An 18,580-nucleotide genomic window follows, 5' to 3' on the forward strand; every position below is an offset into this window, starting at 1 on the left:
GCGGTTATAGATAACCACAATAACTTACTACCGTTTCAAGAATGAGCAACCTCAGTCGCTCATTCAACCGTTATTACTCGCCTTTTGCTGCTTTGAACGCTTCAGCCATAGCGCTGGAGAAATTGCCTTCTTCCTGCTTGCTGTTGTTCACAGTGGCAATGGCATCTTTCTCGTCAGCTTCGTCTTTAGCACGAACAGACAGACTGACAACGCGGTTTTTACGATCGACGCCGGTGTATTTCGCTTCAACGCTGTCACCAACGTTCAACACCAGTGTAGCGTCTTCAACGCGGTCGCGTGAAGCTTCGGAAGCTCGCAGATAGCCTTCGACCCCATCAGCTAATTCAACTGTAGCACCTTTGGCATCAACTGCTGTAACTTTACCAGTAACAATAGCACCTTTCTTGTTTACGGACAGGTAGTTATTGAACGGGTCTTCAGCCAGTTGCTTCACGCCCAGGGAGATACGTTCGCGCTCTGCGTCAACCTGCAATACAACAGCGGCGATTTCGTCACCTTTCTTGTATTCGCGAACGGCTTCTTCGCCAGCCACGTTCCAGGAAATGTCGGACAGGTGAACCAGACCGTCGATGCCGCCATCCAGACCGATGAAGATACCGAAATCAGTGATGGACTTGATCTTACCTTCAACGCGGTCGCCTTTGTTGTGGGTTTCAGCAAATTGCTGCCATGGGTTGGCTTTGCATTGTTTCAGACCCAGGGAGATGCGGCGACGCTCTTCGTCGATATCCAGAACCATGACTTCCACTACATCGCCAACGTTAACAACTTTGGACGGATGGATGTTTTTGTTGGTCCAATCCATTTCGGATACGTGTACCAGACCCTCAACGCCTTCTTCGATTTCAACGAAGCAGCCGTAATCAGTCAGGTTGGTCACGCGGCCAGTCAGACGAGTGCTTTCAGGATAACGCTTGGCGATAGCGACCCACGGATCTTCGCCCAACTGTTTCAGGCCCAGGGACACACGAGTACGTTCGCGGTCGAATTTCAGCACTTTAACCGTGATTTCATCGCCCACATTGACGATTTCGCTCGGATGTTTAACACGTTTCCAAGCCATATCCGTGATATGCAGCAGGCCGTCAACGCCACCCAGATCAACGAATGCACCGTAGTCAGTGAGGTTCTTGACGATACCTTTAACTTCCATGCCTTCTTGCAGGTTTTCCAGCAATTGATCGCGTTCAGCGCTGTTTTCAGATTCAATAACCGCACGGCGGGAAACAACAACGTTGTTGCGTTTCTGATCCAGCTTGATAACTTTGAACTCAAGCTCTTTGCCTTCAAGATGCAGCGTGTCACGTACCGGACGAACATCTACCAGAGAACCCGGCAGGAACGCGCGAATTCCGTTCAGCTCAACAGTGAAACCACCCTTAACTTTACCGTTGATAACACCGGTAACCGTTGCAGCTTCTTCGTAAGCTTTTTCCAGCATCAGCCATGCTTCATGACGCTTAGCTTTCTCACGAGACAACAGCGTTTCACCGAAGCCGTCTTCAACAGCATCCAGCGCGACGTCGACTTCATCGCCAACCTGAATTTCCAGTTCGCCTTGTGCATTTTTGAATTGCTCTACCGGAATGGCAGATTCAGACTTCAGACCGGCATCAACCAGTACCACATCTTTATCAATGGCAACCACAACACCGCGCACGATGGAACCAGGACGGGTTTCGATTTCTTTCAGGGATTCTTCAAAGAGTTGAGCAAAAGATTCAGTCATGTTGATAATCTTAGGAGTTTTCAATTTAACGTCCATCTGGCATCCTGCTCGATGGGGTTGTTTAAATGCCCCGCTGTTCATCCTTACAGAGAGGTAAAAATTCAGTTATTTGCAATAGTTACGCTAAAACCTCACGGGCATAAGCCAGCGCGCGCTTAATCACTTCATCAATCGCCATTCCCGTTGAATCCAACACCAATGCATCAGCGGCGGGCACCAAAGGCGCGACAGATCGATTACGGTCACGGTCATCCCGTTCCCTTATCTCGGATAAAAGACGTTCAAAGTTAACACTAAAGCCCTTCTCCTGCAACTGTAGCATGCGTCGCTGAGCACGTTCTTCCGCGCTGGCATCCAGGAAAATCTTCACTGGCGCATCGGGAAACACAATGGTTCCCATGTCACGTCCATCCGCAATCAGTCCCGGCGCTTCGCGAAAAGCGCGTTGGCGGCGCAACAATGCTTCACGAACCCGAGGGAACGCAGCAGCTTGAGAGGCTGTGTTGCCTACCGTTTCAGTGCGGATTTCATTGCTGACGTCCTCACCTTCCAAAATCACTTTCAGCAGCCCGTCTGCTGAAATAAAACGTACATCCAGATGAGAAGCTAATGGAACCAGCGCATCTTCCGAACCAATATCCACCTGATGGTGTAAAGCCGCCAATGCCAGAACACGATAAATCGCGCCCGAATCCAGCAAATTCCACTGTAAAGCTTCCGCCATCGCTTTGCACAACGTGCCTTTGCCTGCGCCACTCGGTCCGTCAACCGTAATCACCGGTGCAGTCACCGCCATCTTCCTCTCCTTAACACTGGGAAATCCCGTTGATGTCGTTTTAGACATTACGGTGTTCCATTATACGCATCAATGACGAGAAAGGTTATATCGACAGGGGAAAATAAGACTGCGCCTGATTATCACACCTGGCGCAGAGAAGAATCAGACCCGGTTCACCGGGACTGTTGCGCAATGGTTACGCCTGTTTGCTCAAACGCGCCAATTGTTCAAAATAGTCCGGGAACGTCTTGGCCGTGCATTTGGGATCAAGAATGGTGACCGGCGTATCGGACAACGCGACCAGAGAAAAGCACATGGCCATCCGATGATCGTTATACGTACCAATTTCTGCAAACTTCAGCACGTCGGGCGGCGTAATACCAATATAATCTTCACCTTCTACAACCTCGGCGCCGACTTTACGCAGTTCAATCGCCATGGCAGCCAGACGATCGGTTTCTTTTACCCGCCAATTGTAAATATTGCGGAGCATCGTGGTGCCGCCCTGGGCAAATAACGCAGTTGTCGCGATAGTCATGGCGGCATCGGGGATGTGGTTCATATCCATGTCGATGGCGCGAAGCTCGCCGCGCTGACATTCGATATAGTCATCGCCCCAGCGGATCTGTGCCCCCATTTTTTCCAGCACATCGGCAAAACGGATATCACCTTGCACGCTATTGCGGCCTACGCCGGTAACGCGCACCGTGCCTCCTTTGATTGCCGCGGCAGCCAGAAAATAAGATGCGGAAGACGCATCACCTTCCACCAGATACTCTCCCGGAGAGCGGTATTGCTGGCGCCCTGTCACATAAAATCGCTGGTAGTTTTCATTGCGAACCTCAATGCCAAACATTTTCATCATGTGCAATGTGATATCAATGTATGGCTTGGAAACCAGTTCGCCCAAAATGCCAATCTGCGTGTCTTGCGCCGCCAGTGGCGCCGTCATCAGAAGCGCGGTGAGAAATTGGCTGGAAACGCTGCCATCGACGCTGATTTCGCCCCCCTGAAAGCCGCCGCGCAAACGCAGAGGCGGAAAATTTTCCTGCTCCAGATAATCAATCTTCGCGCCGCCTTGACGTAACGCATCAACCAGATGCCCAATCGGACGTTCTTTCATCCGAGGTTCGCCCGTCAACACAATATCGCCTTCGCTTAGGCACAACGCCGCCGCCAGCGGACGCATCGCGGTGCCGGCGTTCCCCAGAAACAGTTCGATAGGTTGGGACGCCTTCAATGCCCCGCCCAGTCCCGTAATTTCACACTGCGTACGCTCGGCGGAAAGCTGGTAGTTCACGCCCAATACTTTTAAGGCATTCAGCATGTGGCGGACATCGTCACTATCCAGCAGGTTGGTCAGCCGGGTTGTCCCTTCAGACAAGGCCGCCAGTAAAAGTGCGCGATTCGATACGCTTTTCGAACCCGGAAGATTAAGCGTACCGTCAATCAGTTTAATCGGCTGTAGCGTCAGGGATTCCTGCATGCGAAATATATTCTCCAATCGTGAACACAAAAACCCCGGTTACCCGGGGTTTTCAATCTCTAAAAAGCAAGCGTAAAACGCCATTAGACCATTAACCGTGGCGACGCTCAAAGTCAGCCATAAATTCGGTCAACGCCTTGACGCCTTCAATGGGCATCGCGTTGTAGATGGAAGCACGCATACCGCCAACCACGCGGTGTCCTTTCAGTGCATGCAGTCCAGCGCTCTGGGCTTCTTCAAGAAACACTTTATCCAGCGCGGCATCGGCCAGCAGGAACGGCACGTTCATGCGAGAACGGTTAGCGACAGCGACATCATTACGGTAGAAATCGCTGTTGTCGATCGCGCCATAAAGCAGATTCGCCTTATCTTTATTGCATTTTTCCATTTCGACTAGGCCGCCCCGCTCTTTCAACCATTTAAAGACCATGCCGGAGAGATACCAGGCAAATGTCGGCGGGGTGTTATACATAGAACCATTATCGGCAAGAATCTGATAGTTAAGGATGGAAGGCAGCTCGCGGCGAGCGCTGCCCAATAAATCCTCACGTACGATAACCAGCGTCAGGCCCGCCGGACCAACGTTTTTCTGTGCGCCCGCATAGATGACTCCATAACGGCTGACATCAATGGGACCTGACAGAATGCTGGATGAATAGTCCGCCACGACAATCTTGTCGCCGAAATCAGGCTCTTCCTCAATCGCCACGCCATCGATCGTTTCATTCGGGCAATAATGCACGAACGCGGCATCGTCAGACAATTGCCATTCACGCATTGGCTTGACGGCGCGCAAGTTGTCACCCACGCGGTTTTTTACATCAATGACATTGGGAATACAGTATTTTTCTGCTTCGCTGACCGCACTGTGGGCCCAGTAACCGCCGTCAACATAGTCTGCGTGAGATTTATCCCCCAGCAGATTGAGCGGAACCGCGGCGAACTGCGCCCGGGCGCCGCCATGACAAAAAAGGACTTTATAGTTGGAGGGAATTTTCAACAGATCGCGCAGATCTTGTTCGGACTCAGCCGCCACCTGCATAAACTCGTTACTGCGATGGCTGATTTCCATTACCGATGTACCCAGGCCATGCCAGTTACACAATTCCTGTTCAGCCCGACGCAATACTTCAACCGGCAGCATAGCTGGACCGGCGCTAAAATTAAAAACCTGAGTCATTTCCCCTCACCACATCTGAAAAATAGCGACCGTTTTATCACAAGTGTTGAATACACGTCGGTTATAAACTCAACGCGCCAAACGCACTGTTTTACCTACTATCGGTTTTATCACTCGCCACTCGCGGCTGCAACGCTTATCGTTCTCTATAGTACAAAACACGTTGGCCAACAAAACACCGCATTAGTCGGACCCACAGACTCTGTTATCAATCTGTTTAGAATATTAGAGTCTGGGTTAAAAACCCCGTATTATGCACATCCTGTTACTACATACATACCTAAGTGAAAAACATGACCCAAACATTTATCCCAGGCAAAGACGCCGCCCTGGAAGTTTCCATCGCCCGTTTTCAACGGCAGCTCCAAGACCTGGGGTTCAACATCGAAGAGGCCTCATGGCTGAATCCTGTGCCAAATGTCTGGTCAGTCCATATTCGCGATCGCGAATGTCCGCTCTGTTTTACCAATGGTAAAGGCGCCAGCAAGAAAGCCGCACTAGCCTCGGCACTAGGTGAGTACTTCGAGCGCCTGTCGACCAACTATTTTTTTGCCGATTTCTATCTTGGCAAAACTGTTGCCAACAGCGAGTTCGTTCATTATCCGAATGAAAAATGGTTTCCTGTTCCTGCGGATGACTCACTGCCTGAAGGCATTCTGGATGCTCGCCTGCGCAAATTCTACGATCCGGAGCAAGAACTGAGCGCCAGCGATCTGATCGACCTGCAATCCGGTAACCAGAAGCGCGGCATCTGCGCTCTACCGTTCACTCGTCAGTCCGATCAGCAAACCGTTTATATTCCGATGAACATTATCGGCAATCTTTATGTTTCCAATGGTATGTCAGCCGGTAACACCGCCAATGAAGCCCGCGTTCAGGGGTTGTCAGAAGTGTTCGAGCGCAGTATCAAAAACCGCATTATTGCCGAATCCATCAGTCTGCCGGAAATTCCGCAAGACGTGTTGAACCGCTATCCGGGCGTCGTTGAAGCCATTGCCACGCTGGAAAAAGAAGGCTTCCCCATTTTCGCTTACGATGCGTCACTGGGCGGGAAATACCCAGTTATTTGCGTTGTGTTGTTTAACCCCGCCAACGGCACCTGTTTCGCCTCGTTCGGTGCGCACCCGGATTTTGGCGTGGCGCTTGAGCGTACCGTAACCGAGTTGTTGCAGGGACGCGGCCTGAAAGATCTGGATGTTTTCACTCCGCCGACATTCGATGATGAAGAAGTTGCTGAACACGCGAATTTGGAAACCCACTTTATCGACTCAAGCGGTATGATCTCCTGGGACATGTTCAAAAAGCAAGCCGACTACGCGTTTGCCGACTGGAGCTTCAGCGGCACCACGGAAGAAGAATTCGCCACATTAATGGCGATATTCCAGCAGGAAGATAAAGAAGTTTATATTGCTGACTATGAACATCTGTCCGTTTACGCTTGCCGTATACTGGTTCCGGGCATGTCAGACATTTATCCCGCGGAAGACCTGCTGCTGGCGAATAACAGCATGGGCGCGCATCTGCGTGAAACGCTGCTTGCCCTGCCTGACAGCCATTGGGAAAAAGAAGACTATCTGGCGTTGATCCAACAGTTGGACGACGAAGGCCTTGATGACTTCACCCGCGTTCGCGAATTACTTGGTATCGCAACCGGTAAGGATAACGGTTGGTTCACGCTGCGTGTCGGTGAGTTGAAATCCATGTTGGCGCTGGCGGGAGGCGATCTGGAGCTGGCATTGAGCTGGACCGAGTGGACACAGGACTTTAATGATTCCGTGTTTACAGCACAACGCAGCAACTATTATCGTTGCCTGCAAACCCTCTTGCTGCTGGCGCTGGAGCCGGAGCGCGACCCCTCCGAATACTATGATGCGTTTGTCAAAATGTACGGACGTGAAACGGTCGATGCCGCCAGCGCCGCGATTTATGGTGAACAGTGCTTCCACGGACTTTTCGCGGTGGATGCTGACTTCAGCGCCCTGCCTGCGCATCAGTCTCTGCTGGCGGCTTACGAAAAGCTGCAACAGGCTAAACGCCGGCACTGGCAGAAAAACTGATACCGCTTTTGACGGCAGAAAATAACGAGGACGGTGTACATAAGCATTCCGTAGACCTCTTTTTAACCCGCCGATTTTTCTCAATAAAATTTTTGTAATAGCCCTTATTTATGTAAGGGCTATTTTATCGCAGAGAAATATTTCTCTGCGGATGGAGCATTATTAAATACGTGTTGTTACTGAATGGTGAATATTCAATTAAATTACTTCATGCAAGCGGTACTTAAATTACACAAAGCATGATATTAATTAACGCCAGATTTATGTGTCATCGACCTTAAATTCAAATCTTATTGCAAAGATTAAACTATTTTTTCTCATTAAAAATCATGATATTACACGCAAAAAACCTTCATTTTGCTTTGCTTTAACACTGGCTAGTTTCGCGCAATATGATCCACGTCAAATTCTGCCGTATATTGCTTTGTTAATATCACTATGCTAATAATTTTCAAGAGAGAGTTAGTGTGAAAGCTGACAACCCCTTTACGCTATTACTACCGGCCGCGATGGCAAAAGTTGCCGAAGATGCCGGCGTTTATAAAGCAACAAAACAACCGTGGACAACCTTTTATTTGGCAATTACCGCTGGCGTTTTCATTTCAATTGCCTTTGTTTTTTATATTACCTCTACCACCGGCACTTCGACGATACCATTTGGTATAGCCAAATTGATCGGTGGTATATGTTTCTCGTTGGGGTTAATGCTGGTTGTCGTTTGTGGCGCGGATTTATTCACCTCTACCGTATTGATTGTCATTGCCAAAGCAAGTGGACGTATTACCTGGAAGCAACTGGCCTACAATTGGGCCAATGTTTACATCGGAAACTTGGTGGGCGCCTTGTTTTTTGTCGCCCTTATTTGGTTCTCTGGCGAGCACATGGTCGCTAACGGCGCATGGGGGCTCAACGTCCTGCAAACTGCTGAACACAAGCTTGAGCACTCGTTCGTCGAAGCGCTGAGCCTGGGGATTTTGGCAAACCTAATGGTCTGTCTGGCCGTGTGGATGAGCTATTCGGGCCGTACTCTCACTGACAAAATGTTTGCGATGATTTTACCCGTCGCTATGTTCGTCGCCAGCGGTTTTGAGCACAGCATCGCGAATATGTTCATGATTCCCATGGGGATCGTCATCAAAAATTTCGCGGCGCCGGAATTCTGGAACGCCATCGGTATGGTGCCGTCTCAGTTTGAGCATTTAACCGTCAGCCACTTCATTACCGATAACCTGATCCCTGTTACGATCGGGAACATCATCGGTGGTGGTTTATTGGTAGGCTTAACATACTGGGTAATTTATTTGCGCGGTGGAGTCAAGCACTAAGGTGCTATCAGCCGCAACGTCGGGTTCTAAAAAATCCATACAAAAGGTAGGTGTAAAATGACCGATCTGAATGAAAAACTGGCTAATGCGTGGGAAGGTTTCAGCAAAGGTGAATGGCAGGATGAAGTCAACGTTCGTGACTTCATTCAGAAAAACTACACACCGTATGAAGGTGACGAATCCTTTCTGGCCGGCGCAACCAAAGCAACCACAGCGCTGTGGGACAGCGTGATGGAAGGCATCAAACAGGAAAACCGCACACATGCGCCTGTTGATTTTGACACCCACGTCGCTTCCACCATCGTTTCTCACGATGCAGGCTACATCAACAAAGGCCTGGAAAAAATCGTTGGTTTACAAACTGAAGCTCCTCTGAAACGCGCACTGATTCCATTCGGTGGCATCAAAATGGTTGAAGGCTCCTGTAAGGTTTATGGCCGTGAGCTGGACCCTCAGTTGAAAAAAGTCTTCACTGAATACCGTAAAACACACAACCAGGGCGTGTTTGATGTTTACACCCCTGACATCCTGCGTTGCCGTAAATCAGGAATTCTGACTGGTCTGCCAGATGCATATGGCCGCGGTCGCATCATCGGTGACTACCGTCGTGTAGCACTGTACGGTATCGACTATCTGATGAAAGACAAGTTCGCCCAGTTCACCTCTCTGCAATCCAAACTGGAAAACGGTGAAGATCTTGAAGCCACTATCCGTCTGCGTGAAGAAATCGCCGATCAGCATCATGCGCTAAGCCAGATCAAAGAAATGGCAGCCAAATACGGTTGTGACATTTCCGGCCCGGCCACCACTGCGCAAGAAGCGGTACAGTGGACTTACTTCGGCTACCTGGCCGCGGTTAAATCGCAGAACGGCGCCGCTATGTCCTTCGGTCGTGTCTCCACTTTCCTGGACATCTATTTCGAACGCGATCTCAAAGCCGGTAAAATCACTGAAGAAGACGCTCAGGAACTGATTGACCATCTGGTTATGAAACTGCGTATGGTTCGTTTCCTGCGCACACCTGAATATGATGAACTGTTCTCCGGCGACCCGATATGGGCAACCGAATCTCTTGCCGGTATGGGTCTGGACGGTCGTACGCTGGTAACTAAAAACAGCTTCCGTTTCCTGAACACCCTGTACACCATGGGGCCGTCTCCAGAGCCGAACATGACCATTCTGTGGTCAGAAAAACTGCCGCTGAGCTTTAAAAAATACGCGGCGAAAGTGTCCATCGATACCTCTTCTCTGCAATATGAGAATGATGATTTGATGCGTCCTGATTTCAGCAACGATGACTATGCCATTGCCTGTTGCGTCAGCCCAATGATTGTCGGTAAGCAGATGCAGTTCTTCGGCGCCCGTGCAAACCTGGCGAAAACCATGCTGTATGCCATCAATGGCGGCGTGGACGAAAAACTGAAAATGCAGGTTGGCCCGAAATCCAATCCGATCAAAAGCGATGTTCTGGAATTTAATGAAGTGATGGAACGTATGGATCACTTTATGGATTGGCTGGCAAAACAGTACGTCACCGCGCTGAACATCATTCACTACATGCATGATAAGTACAGCTACGAAGCATCATTGATGGCGCTGCATGACCGTGACGTCTACCGTACCATGGCGTGTGGTATCGCCGGTCTGTCTGTTGCCGCCGACTCTCTGTCCGCGATTAAATACGCCAAAGTCAAACCCATTCGTGACGAAGACGGCCTGGCTGTAGACTTTGATATCGAAGGCGAATACCCGCAGTTCGGTAACAACGACGCACGCGTCGACGAACTGGCTTGCGATCTGGTTGAACGTTTCATGAAGAAAATTCAGAAACTGACGACTTACCGTGGAGCGACGCCGACTCAGTCTGTTCTGACCATCACCTCTAACGTGGTATATGGTAAGAAAACAGGTAACACACCAGACGGACGTCGCGCTGGTGCGCCATTCGGTCCCGGTGCCAACCCGATGCACGGTCGTGACCAGAAAGGCGCCGTAGCTTCTCTGACCTCCGTTGCCAAACTGCCGTTCGCCTATGCGAAAGATGGTATTTCCTACACCTTCTCTATCGTGCCGAACGCACTGGGTAAAGATGACGACGTTCGTAAAGCTAACCTGGCTGGCCTGATGGATGGTTACTTCCACCACGAAACCAGCATTGAAGGCGGTCAGCACCTGAACGTTAACGTGATGAATCGTGAAATGCTGCTTGATGCCATGGAAAACCCGGAGAAATATCCGCAGTTGACCATCCGCGTATCGGGTTATGCAGTGCGTTTCAACTCACTGACCAAAGAACAACAGCAAGACGTAATTACTCGTACCTTTACTCAGTCAATGTAATTTCCATGGCTGTCTGAAAGGGCGTAAAATAAAGGCTCCACGACTGTGGGGCCTTTTTCTCACCTCATGGGTTATGCCTTTACGTATTAAACCGGTAGCAACCCTGTTTATTGTAGCGATAACCGCAGTATGCAGACAGCCTCGTTAACCTTACAATATTAACCTGTTTTGCCAGCCCGCTATGCGCCCTATCGCAGCGGCCGCGTGGATGGCTTGCAAAACTGATTCGACGCAGCATCTGGTCAACGGGCGTGCCGCGGTCAGGCATTTCTGACAGGTCGTTCGTCCGGCTTATTATGACTGTGCTCATAAAGACCGCTCTTGATCGGTCAAACTTGGAGAAAACCTTGCAATGTCAATAATCGGTCGCATCCACTCCTTTGAATCCTGCGGTACTGTTGATGGTCCGGGTATTCGCTTCATCGTCTTCTTTCAAGGCTGCCTGATGCGTTGTCTGTATTGTCATAATCGGGATACCTGGGATACGCACAGCGGCAAAGAGATTACCGTTGAAGAATTGATGAAAGAAGTCGTGACCTATCGGCATTTTATGAATGCGTCAGGCGGTGGCGTGACGGCTTCGGGTGGAGAAGCGATCCTACAAGCGGAATTCGTACGCGACTGGTTCCGCGCCTGCCGGAAAGAAGGGATTAATACCTGTCTGGATACGAATGGCTTTGTACGTCGTTATGATCCGGTCATTGATGAATTGCTGGACGTCAGCGATATTGTCATGCTTGATCTGAAACAGATGAACGACGACATTCACCAAAATCTGGTGGGCGTATCAAACCATCGGACACTGGATTTCGCCCGTTATCTGGCAAAGCGTAATCAAAGAACCTGGATTCGCTATGTCGTTGTACCTGGCTGGTCAGATGATGACAAATCCGCGCATATGCTGGGTGAGTTTACACAAGATATGCCGAATATCGAGAAAATCGAGTTACTGCCCTATCACGAACTCGGCAAACACAAATGGATAGCGATGGGCGAGGAATACATGCTGGATGGTGTTAAACCACCCAAGTCCGAAACCATGGATCGCATCAAGTCAATTCTGGAAGGGTATGGGCATAAGGTCATGTATTGATGCACCAACGGGGTCACCGCCCATCGTCCCCGCCGGGCTGATGGGCAATGCGTTGTGCCAACTGCCCGGCTGCTTTTATCTTCACCTGCACCGCGTTCCCCGGCAAATAAGCCAGAGGAATCTCCTGATAATCGATAATCGCCACGCTACCTGGCACCGCACCGCTTTCTTCTGCCAGCGCAATGGCCTGTTGATATAACGCATCCCTGATGCCATCCCGCTCACCATCGGGCATTCTGATCACTTTATCGATCTGAGTGCCAACCTGTCCGAGCGCCACCCCGATCGCATTCGCCACATCAAAATGCTGTGGCCGAACCACCTGGCTGGTGCCGCATAGCGTATCCGGCAACAGAATACTGCCACCCCCGACTAAGATCGCAGGCACCGGAGCACCCGATGATTTCATACGATCGATCGCATTCTCAACCTGCTCAATCATTTTCGCATACGCTTTCCGGCAGAGTTCCTTATCTAGTTCGGGAAGCGCCTCGGTCAGTTCGGGTATCCACCGGCTGGCATCCAATTGCAATATGACGTCGCTCAGCGTCAATGTCTCGCCACCGAAACTGATACTTTCCTGTAGCAATCGATAACCCACGCTGTCCGGGCCTAGTTCGATATCACCCTCGTTACTTTGACGTACACAGGTTCCTCCGCCAATACCGATGGACACAATATCCGGCATACGGAAATGAGTGCGCACATCACCCACGTCGACCGCAATGGCCGACTCACGCGGAAAACCATTGACCAACACGCCGATATCCGTTGTCGTACCGCCGACATCAATGACTAGTGCATTATCCAGCCCGGACAAATGGCAGGCGCCTCGAACTGAGTTGGTCGGCCCACAGGTCAAGGTCAGAATGGGATATTGTTTCACCGTCTCTTCGGACATCAAGGTGCCATCATTTTGTCCAAAAAATGGCGTGGCTTGAATTCCATGATATGAGAGCGCCTGTGTAAAACCTTGCACAAAGCGGCGGGCCGTACTCTGTAACGAGGCGTTGAGGATCGTCGCATTCTCTCTTTCCAGCAGGCCGATACTTCCAATGCGGTGAGACAACGACAGCGAAACATCAGGTAAAGCCGCCTTGACCCAGCTTGCAACCTGCTGTTCTTGAGCATTGTTCACGGGAGAAAATACGCCACATATGGCGATACACGCCACCTGCCCGCGCATTTTGTCACAGGCGGCCATCACTTCTTCATACTGGACGCCATGAATCTCTCTGCCATCAAATTCGTAACCGCCGTGAAGCTGATAGAAGTGCGAACCAAACGTCTGGCGCCATTCATCACTCCAGCCAAACAGCGGTGGAATGCTGTCACTGCTTGGTAGACTCAATCTCAACAGCCCGACGCGATCCAACCCTTTTCGCTCGACGATCGCATTGGTACATTGGGTTGTCCCCAACATCGCATAGTGAATTTGTTCTGGATGGATGCCTGACTGCATCAGGACATGTTCGATAACCTGCTCAATACCACTATAGATATCATCGCTGGTAGGAAACTTTGCCGTCGCTACACACTGAAGATTCGAGTCCAGAATCGCCGCATCGGTGTTAGTGCCCCCCACATCAATACCGAGGCGATAATCGATTTTTCTTAACATTCTTTCTTTCCTCGGAAGGGGGATAACCTCAGCGACTCGCAAGCTGTTCAATCGGCACAAAATCTACCGGATAGCCGAAATAGCCAGGCCCGGCAACGTCCAGCCCTTTAGGGGTACGCCACTTCTCATTGCACGGATAGGCAATGACGTTGACCCGCTGACCGTAGCGTAGCTGTTCGGTGATAATCGGTCGCCCCGATTCACTATCCAGTATAGAGATCAAATCGGGTACCACTGCCAGCAGATTATCCTGCGTCGGCGCGTGGTTTTCAGAAGATCGATAAGCCAGCAACAGTTCGTTCTGGAAAAGAACAGTAAACAACTCGCCTTTGAAACTTCCCATTCCCTCCAGCAAGACTTTTCCTCGCGCAAAGCCGCCGGTCGTGCGACGTTCCATATCCACAACTTTACCGGCAGCAATAACATGTGCATTGAGGACGGACTGTAAGGCTTGAATAGGATTGCTGCCTGACTGACATGCCAGGCGAAGGATTCGGCCAATATTCTGGGCCAGCGAAAGCGTTCCCTTAATTGCACTTTGCTTCAGTTGATGGCCACGTAAAGGGTAGTCGCACATGGCGCAGGCGGCGCCCATCTGTTCCGTAATGGCTCTGGACAAGCGTTCCGACCAGATGCCGTCAATAGGATTCAGGATAACCGAATTGCCTTTTTCATCGGCCAGCGTATTAGGCGCCGACGTGAGGCCATCCAGAAAAAAAGTCACCATCTGCGCCTCAGGAAACGCTCTGCCCATGGCATCGCAATCCACTACGGGCAACCCTTTTTGCGCCGCGACGATAAAAGGAATCAATGAATTGATACCGCCGACTTCAATGGGGAATGTTGCGAAAATAGACTGCCCAAGCACGCTCTCCATTGCGTCAAATGCTGATACAAACTGCCCTGCCGACATGATCTTCTCGACAACAACGGTTGTCGCCCCAATCATACTGCATGGGATCAACAAGTTATCATCTTCAATATCATCCAGATTGAGGATAGGAATGGGGCTTGTCTGTTGTAAAACCTGTTTTACCATCAAAGAACCGATATAGGGATCTCCCCCACCGCCAGTACCTAATACCGCAGCGCCTAGGGCAATATCATCAATCGTACTGGCATCAATATAACGGACCATAATTTATCCAGGGCCACGTCCGCCCACTAATGGGCAAGAGACGCGATCAATCTGCCAATTGCGGGAAAGTTTTATGCACGGCGATATAAACCACCATACTGCTCATTGCCCCGTCCAGGGCAGAAATTGAACTTATCCTAAACAGGTTAAAAAAATCGGGTGACGTTAATAAACTCACAACACTACCGCAAAACCATGCCGCCGCCGCCGCCAAATTCAAAGCCGGAGATGGGGATATATCCTGTTTTAAGCGCGCTGAATCAAAAATGTAATATTCAACGAGGTAAACACCTGCTATTGGAGAAATAAGTACGCCTAACAGTGATAGAAACCGGGTGAAATTATTAATCATGCCGTTGTAAGCTAATAACAAACCAACCAATGCGATTAATACAACCAGCACTGGCCGCGATAAAATGCTTATCACGACAGATAACCCCAAAGATGCAGATACGAGATTGAAACTATTGGTGGTCCATTGAGCAAATATCAGTACCAATATAGCTGACAGCCCCAAGCCTATACTGAAAAATACCTCAACCAGATCTTCACTCCCTACCAGATGAGTCAAAATCAAAGCAACCAATATGGTGGAGCTATTACCCAGGAAAAAACCCAAGCCAGCACCCAATAAAGCATCATTACGGGTTTTCGCATAACGGGAAATATCAGGTGACAACACAGCAGAAACAATCCAGATGGATACCACATAGGAAATAGCCGTTCCCATGTCGATAGGCTCTTTGATAAGGATGACAGGCGATATAGGAGTACTTGTCGCAGCAAGCACAATGCCCGAGATTATCAGAATCAGCATCAACGGCACGCTGAATATACTTAACTTGCCCAATGCTCTGACGCCCCAGACAGCCGTAAGCGCCATTAATACCATACCAAATAACAATATGTGTAAACGCCCAAAATCCAGTTGATAATGCACCAGTGCTCTTTGCAGCATTACGCTAAAAAAATCGAGCTGAAAAGCAAACCATCCGAGTAAAGAAACCGCAGATAAAATACCAACTAATTTCCCACCCAAACGGCCAAATACAGAAATACTCAATAACGTCGTGGACAACCCACAGCCATAACCGACATTAGCGCACAATGCTGCCAATATACCTAACAACGCCGACCCTATCAGCGTCGCGCTTACCGCCTGAACAAACGGCAATCCCCCGCTCAAAAACGAACCAAGAAACAAACCGGAGATATCGATGCCGATGGCCAGCCAGATCAAGGCAATAACGTACCAGCGTTTACGCGCTTCGGCGGGCACTGTTTCATACTCATAATCATATAATTGCCGATTTACCTGAGATTTTCCTGACGCAGCGCCGCGGTGAGACATACCACCCCCATATAATTAAGAAAAATGCTTATTTTACATTGATGATATTTTATAGTGGTCGTGGTATGCCTCATAGAATAATGGCGCTGCTGAATATTAGCAGCGCCATTATTTATGAGAGAGAAGCCCTGATGTGACGCACAAACCACGCTTTTTGTGGTAGCCACATACCATGTAGCATGGCAGCAATATAAACAGGAATCATATTTGGTTAATACAGATATATTTTGATGTTAACATTCAAAGATATATTGTAAGTAAGGGAATATTATGCGTTTGGATAAGTTGGAGATCCGCTGGTTAAAGCTCTTTTGCAAAATAGTTGAAAAACAAGGAATTACAAATGCACAAGCCGCAACCGGGTTAAGCCAGCCGGTACTGAGCCACTATTTGTCCCGACTTGAGGACACGCTCGGGTTAGTGCTCTGTGAACGTGGACGCGGTGGTTTCTCTTTAACGACTGAAGGGGAACTTGTCTATCAAGAAGCCCTATCGGTAATCGCTACATTGGATGACTTTGCTAACCGACTGGCAGGAATTAAGAATCAATTAATCGGTGAAGCACGATTAGGCTGTCTGGATAATACCGTCACGCACCCGGCTAAAGTTGTCTCAAATGCCATTGGAAAACTCTATAATCAAAGCCCGGATGTCGCCGTTGAACTTGAGATAGGTGATTATACACCGCTGTCGGAGCGTTTAAAAAACGGCCATATCGACATCATGCTTAGCGTATTACCCGATGATGTTCCACCCGATATAATCTTTCAGCCCGCTTTTGTTGAACAAAGTTATTTTTACTCTATTGCAGAAAACGCATCTCGTATCGAAAAAGAATGGCGAGACGGTACATTAAATCCGAAAAGATTATTGATCGGTGCTCATGCACTTCATGAAATTAGCAAACAACTGGGTCCGGTAGCGAAAAAAGGATTACAGTGCACAGCATGGAATCTTGAAAGCAGTCTATTACTCCTGCTGGCAGGGACACACATTGGCTTCCTGCCCGATCACTACGCATCACCGTGGGTTGAAAAAGGGAAACTCATTGCTATCGCTCCCGATCATCTTAAACTGACCAGTATTTTCTATTTGATAAAAAATACCAAACAGCGCCTAAGTCCGGTAGCAGAAGCGTTATGGAATAATATCATTGAAGCTGGCCAGAGTTGGCTGGCCAGCTTGAAATAAAAAGACTCAGGCTGCGGCCAGGGGCGTCGGATGGTGGTCGGCTTTTTTAAGCAGCATGATCAGATAACCCAGCGAAACCACGGCAATCAGCACAAACAGCAACCGATCGGAATAAGTTTGCATTAGTACGGCTGCGAGGCTTGGGCCACACAGACTGCCAAGGGTATAACTCAGCAATAATGCCTGATTCATTGCCACGAGCTCTTCCGAGCGTACCTTTTCACACGCCCATGACATCGCCACAGGATAAAGAGTAAAACCAGCACATCCAAGCATGAACAGTGCAGGCGCCATAGCATAGTGGCTGATACTCAACATCGCGAGGCAGCCAATAATCACCACAAAAACCAATACCCGCAATACCAGCAAGCGGCCATATCGATCGGCCATTCGCCCGACGGGCCATTGCCCTGCAATACCTGCGCTAATTAATAGTGCCATCCAATAGCCAACCTGCGCATCACTCATGCCTTGATGTGAAAGATAAAGTGGCATTAAACCGTACAGCGAACCTAAAATCACCCCGGAAATCACACAGCCGCGCACGCCCAGCCTGGCACTTCGATATTTGAGCATCTGCCATACATTCACTTGACTCGTCTGAACAGCGGGCCTGGGAATCCGAGTAAACATCAATGGCAATATCGCCAGAATAATTAACGCAGTAACCCAGGTCAAAACGCTTAATAACTGCGTTGGCAAAGCGCCGAGCAGCAATTGGCCAATCACGCTGCCAAGATAGTAGGCCATCATATAGGCGGCTAACAACTGTCCGCGCTGGGAGGGCGCACCGCTGCAAAGCACTGCGCTCTCTACTACGACCCATATCAGCGCACATCCAACCCCGGCCATAAAACGCCAAATTAGCCAACTCCAGAAATCAACCGAGATACCCAACCCGATAGTGGCGATACCAAACAACAAGACGGCAAAATAATAACTGTGATTAAATCCGTAACGCCTGATTAACTTACCCGCCAATAACGTCCCTAGCAGATTGCCACTGAAATAAGATGAGCCAACCATACCCACCTGCCAGATAGGAAGTTGCTGATCATTGAGCCAAAGCGGTACCAGTGTATTCAATACAGCAATACAGACCGTCAGCAACAGCAGACCGCAGAGCAAACAGCGCACTGGGGAAAAATAAGCAGACATAATGAAATGGATAACCAGACGACCAGGAGATGAGTGAGCGCATCATGCCACTGCGTATTTGAAAGTCAATCAGGGCGGAATGAGAGAAACAGGTTGCACAAACACATTGATT

The 18,580-nt window shown here is 49.5% G+C and carries 13 protein-coding genes; 5 read left to right on the forward strand and 8 right to left on the reverse strand.

What is annotated here, in order from left to right; translation table 11 throughout:
• Positions 1 to 73: 73 nt before the first annotated feature.
• From rpsA to serC, 4 genes are all read right to left on the reverse strand, one after another.
• Positions 74 to 1,750, reverse strand: coding sequence for a 30S ribosomal protein S1 (rpsA, locus tag EH207_RS10150; protein ID WP_137713898.1), 1,677 nt, complete (start codon positions 1,748 to 1,750; stop codon positions 74 to 76).
• A 118-nt stretch (positions 1,751 to 1,868) separates the two neighbouring features.
• On the reverse strand, positions 1,869 to 2,546 hold the full coding sequence (gene cmk / locus EH207_RS10155; protein ID WP_137713899.1) for a (d)CMP kinase: 678 nt from the start codon (positions 2,544 to 2,546) through the stop codon (positions 1,869 to 1,871).
• 178 nt (positions 2,547 to 2,724) lie between these two features.
• Complete coding sequence (aroA, locus tag EH207_RS10160) at positions 2,725 to 4,014, reverse strand: 3-phosphoshikimate 1-carboxyvinyltransferase (RefSeq protein WP_137713900.1); 1,290 nt, start codon at positions 4,012 to 4,014, stop codon at positions 2,725 to 2,727.
• Positions 4,015 to 4,105: 91 nt separating this feature from the next.
• Complete coding sequence (gene serC / locus EH207_RS10165; RefSeq protein ID WP_137713901.1) at positions 4,106 to 5,194, reverse strand: 3-phosphoserine/phosphohydroxythreonine transaminase; 1,089 nt, start codon at positions 5,192 to 5,194, stop codon at positions 4,106 to 4,108.
• 293 nt (positions 5,195 to 5,487) lie between these two features.
• Here serC and ycaO point away from each other — a divergent pair, with 293 nt between their 5' ends.
• The 4 genes from ycaO (at position 5,488) to pflA (ending at position 12,009) form a co-directional block, all read left to right on the forward strand.
• On the forward strand, positions 5,488 to 7,251 hold the full coding sequence (ycaO, locus tag EH207_RS10170) for a 30S ribosomal protein S12 methylthiotransferase accessory factor YcaO (protein WP_137713902.1): 1,764 nt from the start codon (positions 5,488 to 5,490) through the stop codon (positions 7,249 to 7,251).
• Positions 7,252 to 7,718: 467 nt separating this feature from the next.
• On the forward strand, positions 7,719 to 8,576 hold the full coding sequence (focA, locus tag EH207_RS10175) for a formate transporter FocA (RefSeq protein WP_137713903.1): 858 nt from the start codon (positions 7,719 to 7,721) through the stop codon (positions 8,574 to 8,576).
• Positions 8,577 to 8,633: 57 nt separating this feature from the next.
• Entirely contained in the window at positions 8,634 to 10,916 is a 2,283-nt protein-coding gene (gene pflB, locus EH207_RS10180; RefSeq protein WP_137713904.1) for a formate C-acetyltransferase, read from the forward strand.
• Positions 10,917 to 11,268: 352 nt separating this feature from the next.
• A complete protein-coding gene (pflA, locus tag EH207_RS10185) occupies positions 11,269 to 12,009 on the forward strand; it encodes a pyruvate formate lyase 1-activating protein (RefSeq protein ID WP_137713905.1) in 741 nt (246 codons plus the stop codon).
• A 13-nt stretch (positions 12,010 to 12,022) separates the two neighbouring features.
• Here pflA and EH207_RS10190 read toward each other — a convergent pair whose 3' ends face one another.
• From EH207_RS10190 to EH207_RS10200, 3 genes are read right to left on the reverse strand one after another with little or no spacing between them, the layout of a single operon-like run.
• The gene (locus EH207_RS10190) at positions 12,023 to 13,630 is read right to left on the reverse strand and encodes a hydantoinase/oxoprolinase N-terminal domain-containing protein (RefSeq protein WP_137713906.1); all 1,608 of its coding nucleotides are present in this window, start codon (positions 13,628 to 13,630) and stop codon (positions 12,023 to 12,025) included.
• Positions 13,631 to 13,658: 28 nt separating this feature from the next.
• A complete protein-coding gene (locus EH207_RS10195; protein ID WP_137713907.1) occupies positions 13,659 to 14,768 on the reverse strand; it encodes an S-methyl thiohydantoin desulfurase family protein in 1,110 nt (369 codons plus the stop codon).
• 46 nt (positions 14,769 to 14,814) lie between these two features.
• On the reverse strand, positions 14,815 to 16,119 hold the full coding sequence (locus tag EH207_RS10200; protein ID WP_137713908.1) for a cytosine permease: 1,305 nt from the start codon (positions 16,117 to 16,119) through the stop codon (positions 14,815 to 14,817).
• A gap of 270 nt (positions 16,120 to 16,389) precedes the next feature.
• On the opposite strand from EH207_RS10200, the gene EH207_RS10205 reads away from it, so the two are divergent.
• The gene (locus EH207_RS10205) at positions 16,390 to 17,310 is read left to right on the forward strand and encodes a LysR family transcriptional regulator (protein ID WP_137713909.1); all 921 of its coding nucleotides are present in this window, start codon (positions 16,390 to 16,392) and stop codon (positions 17,308 to 17,310) included.
• A 6-nt stretch (positions 17,311 to 17,316) separates the two neighbouring features.
• Here the strand turns inward: EH207_RS10205 and EH207_RS10210 are convergent, their stop codons facing one another.
• Positions 17,317 to 18,468: an MFS transporter gene (locus EH207_RS10210; RefSeq protein WP_137713910.1), complete on the reverse strand. Its 1,152-nt coding sequence runs from the start codon at positions 18,466 to 18,468 to the stop codon at positions 17,317 to 17,319.
• Between the last annotated feature and the right edge of the window lie 112 nt (positions 18,469 to 18,580).

Origin of the sequence: Brenneria rubrifaciens (genome assembly GCF_005484945.1) — a bacterium.
Lineage (GTDB): Bacteria > Pseudomonadota > Gammaproteobacteria > Enterobacterales > Enterobacteriaceae > Brenneria > Brenneria rubrifaciens.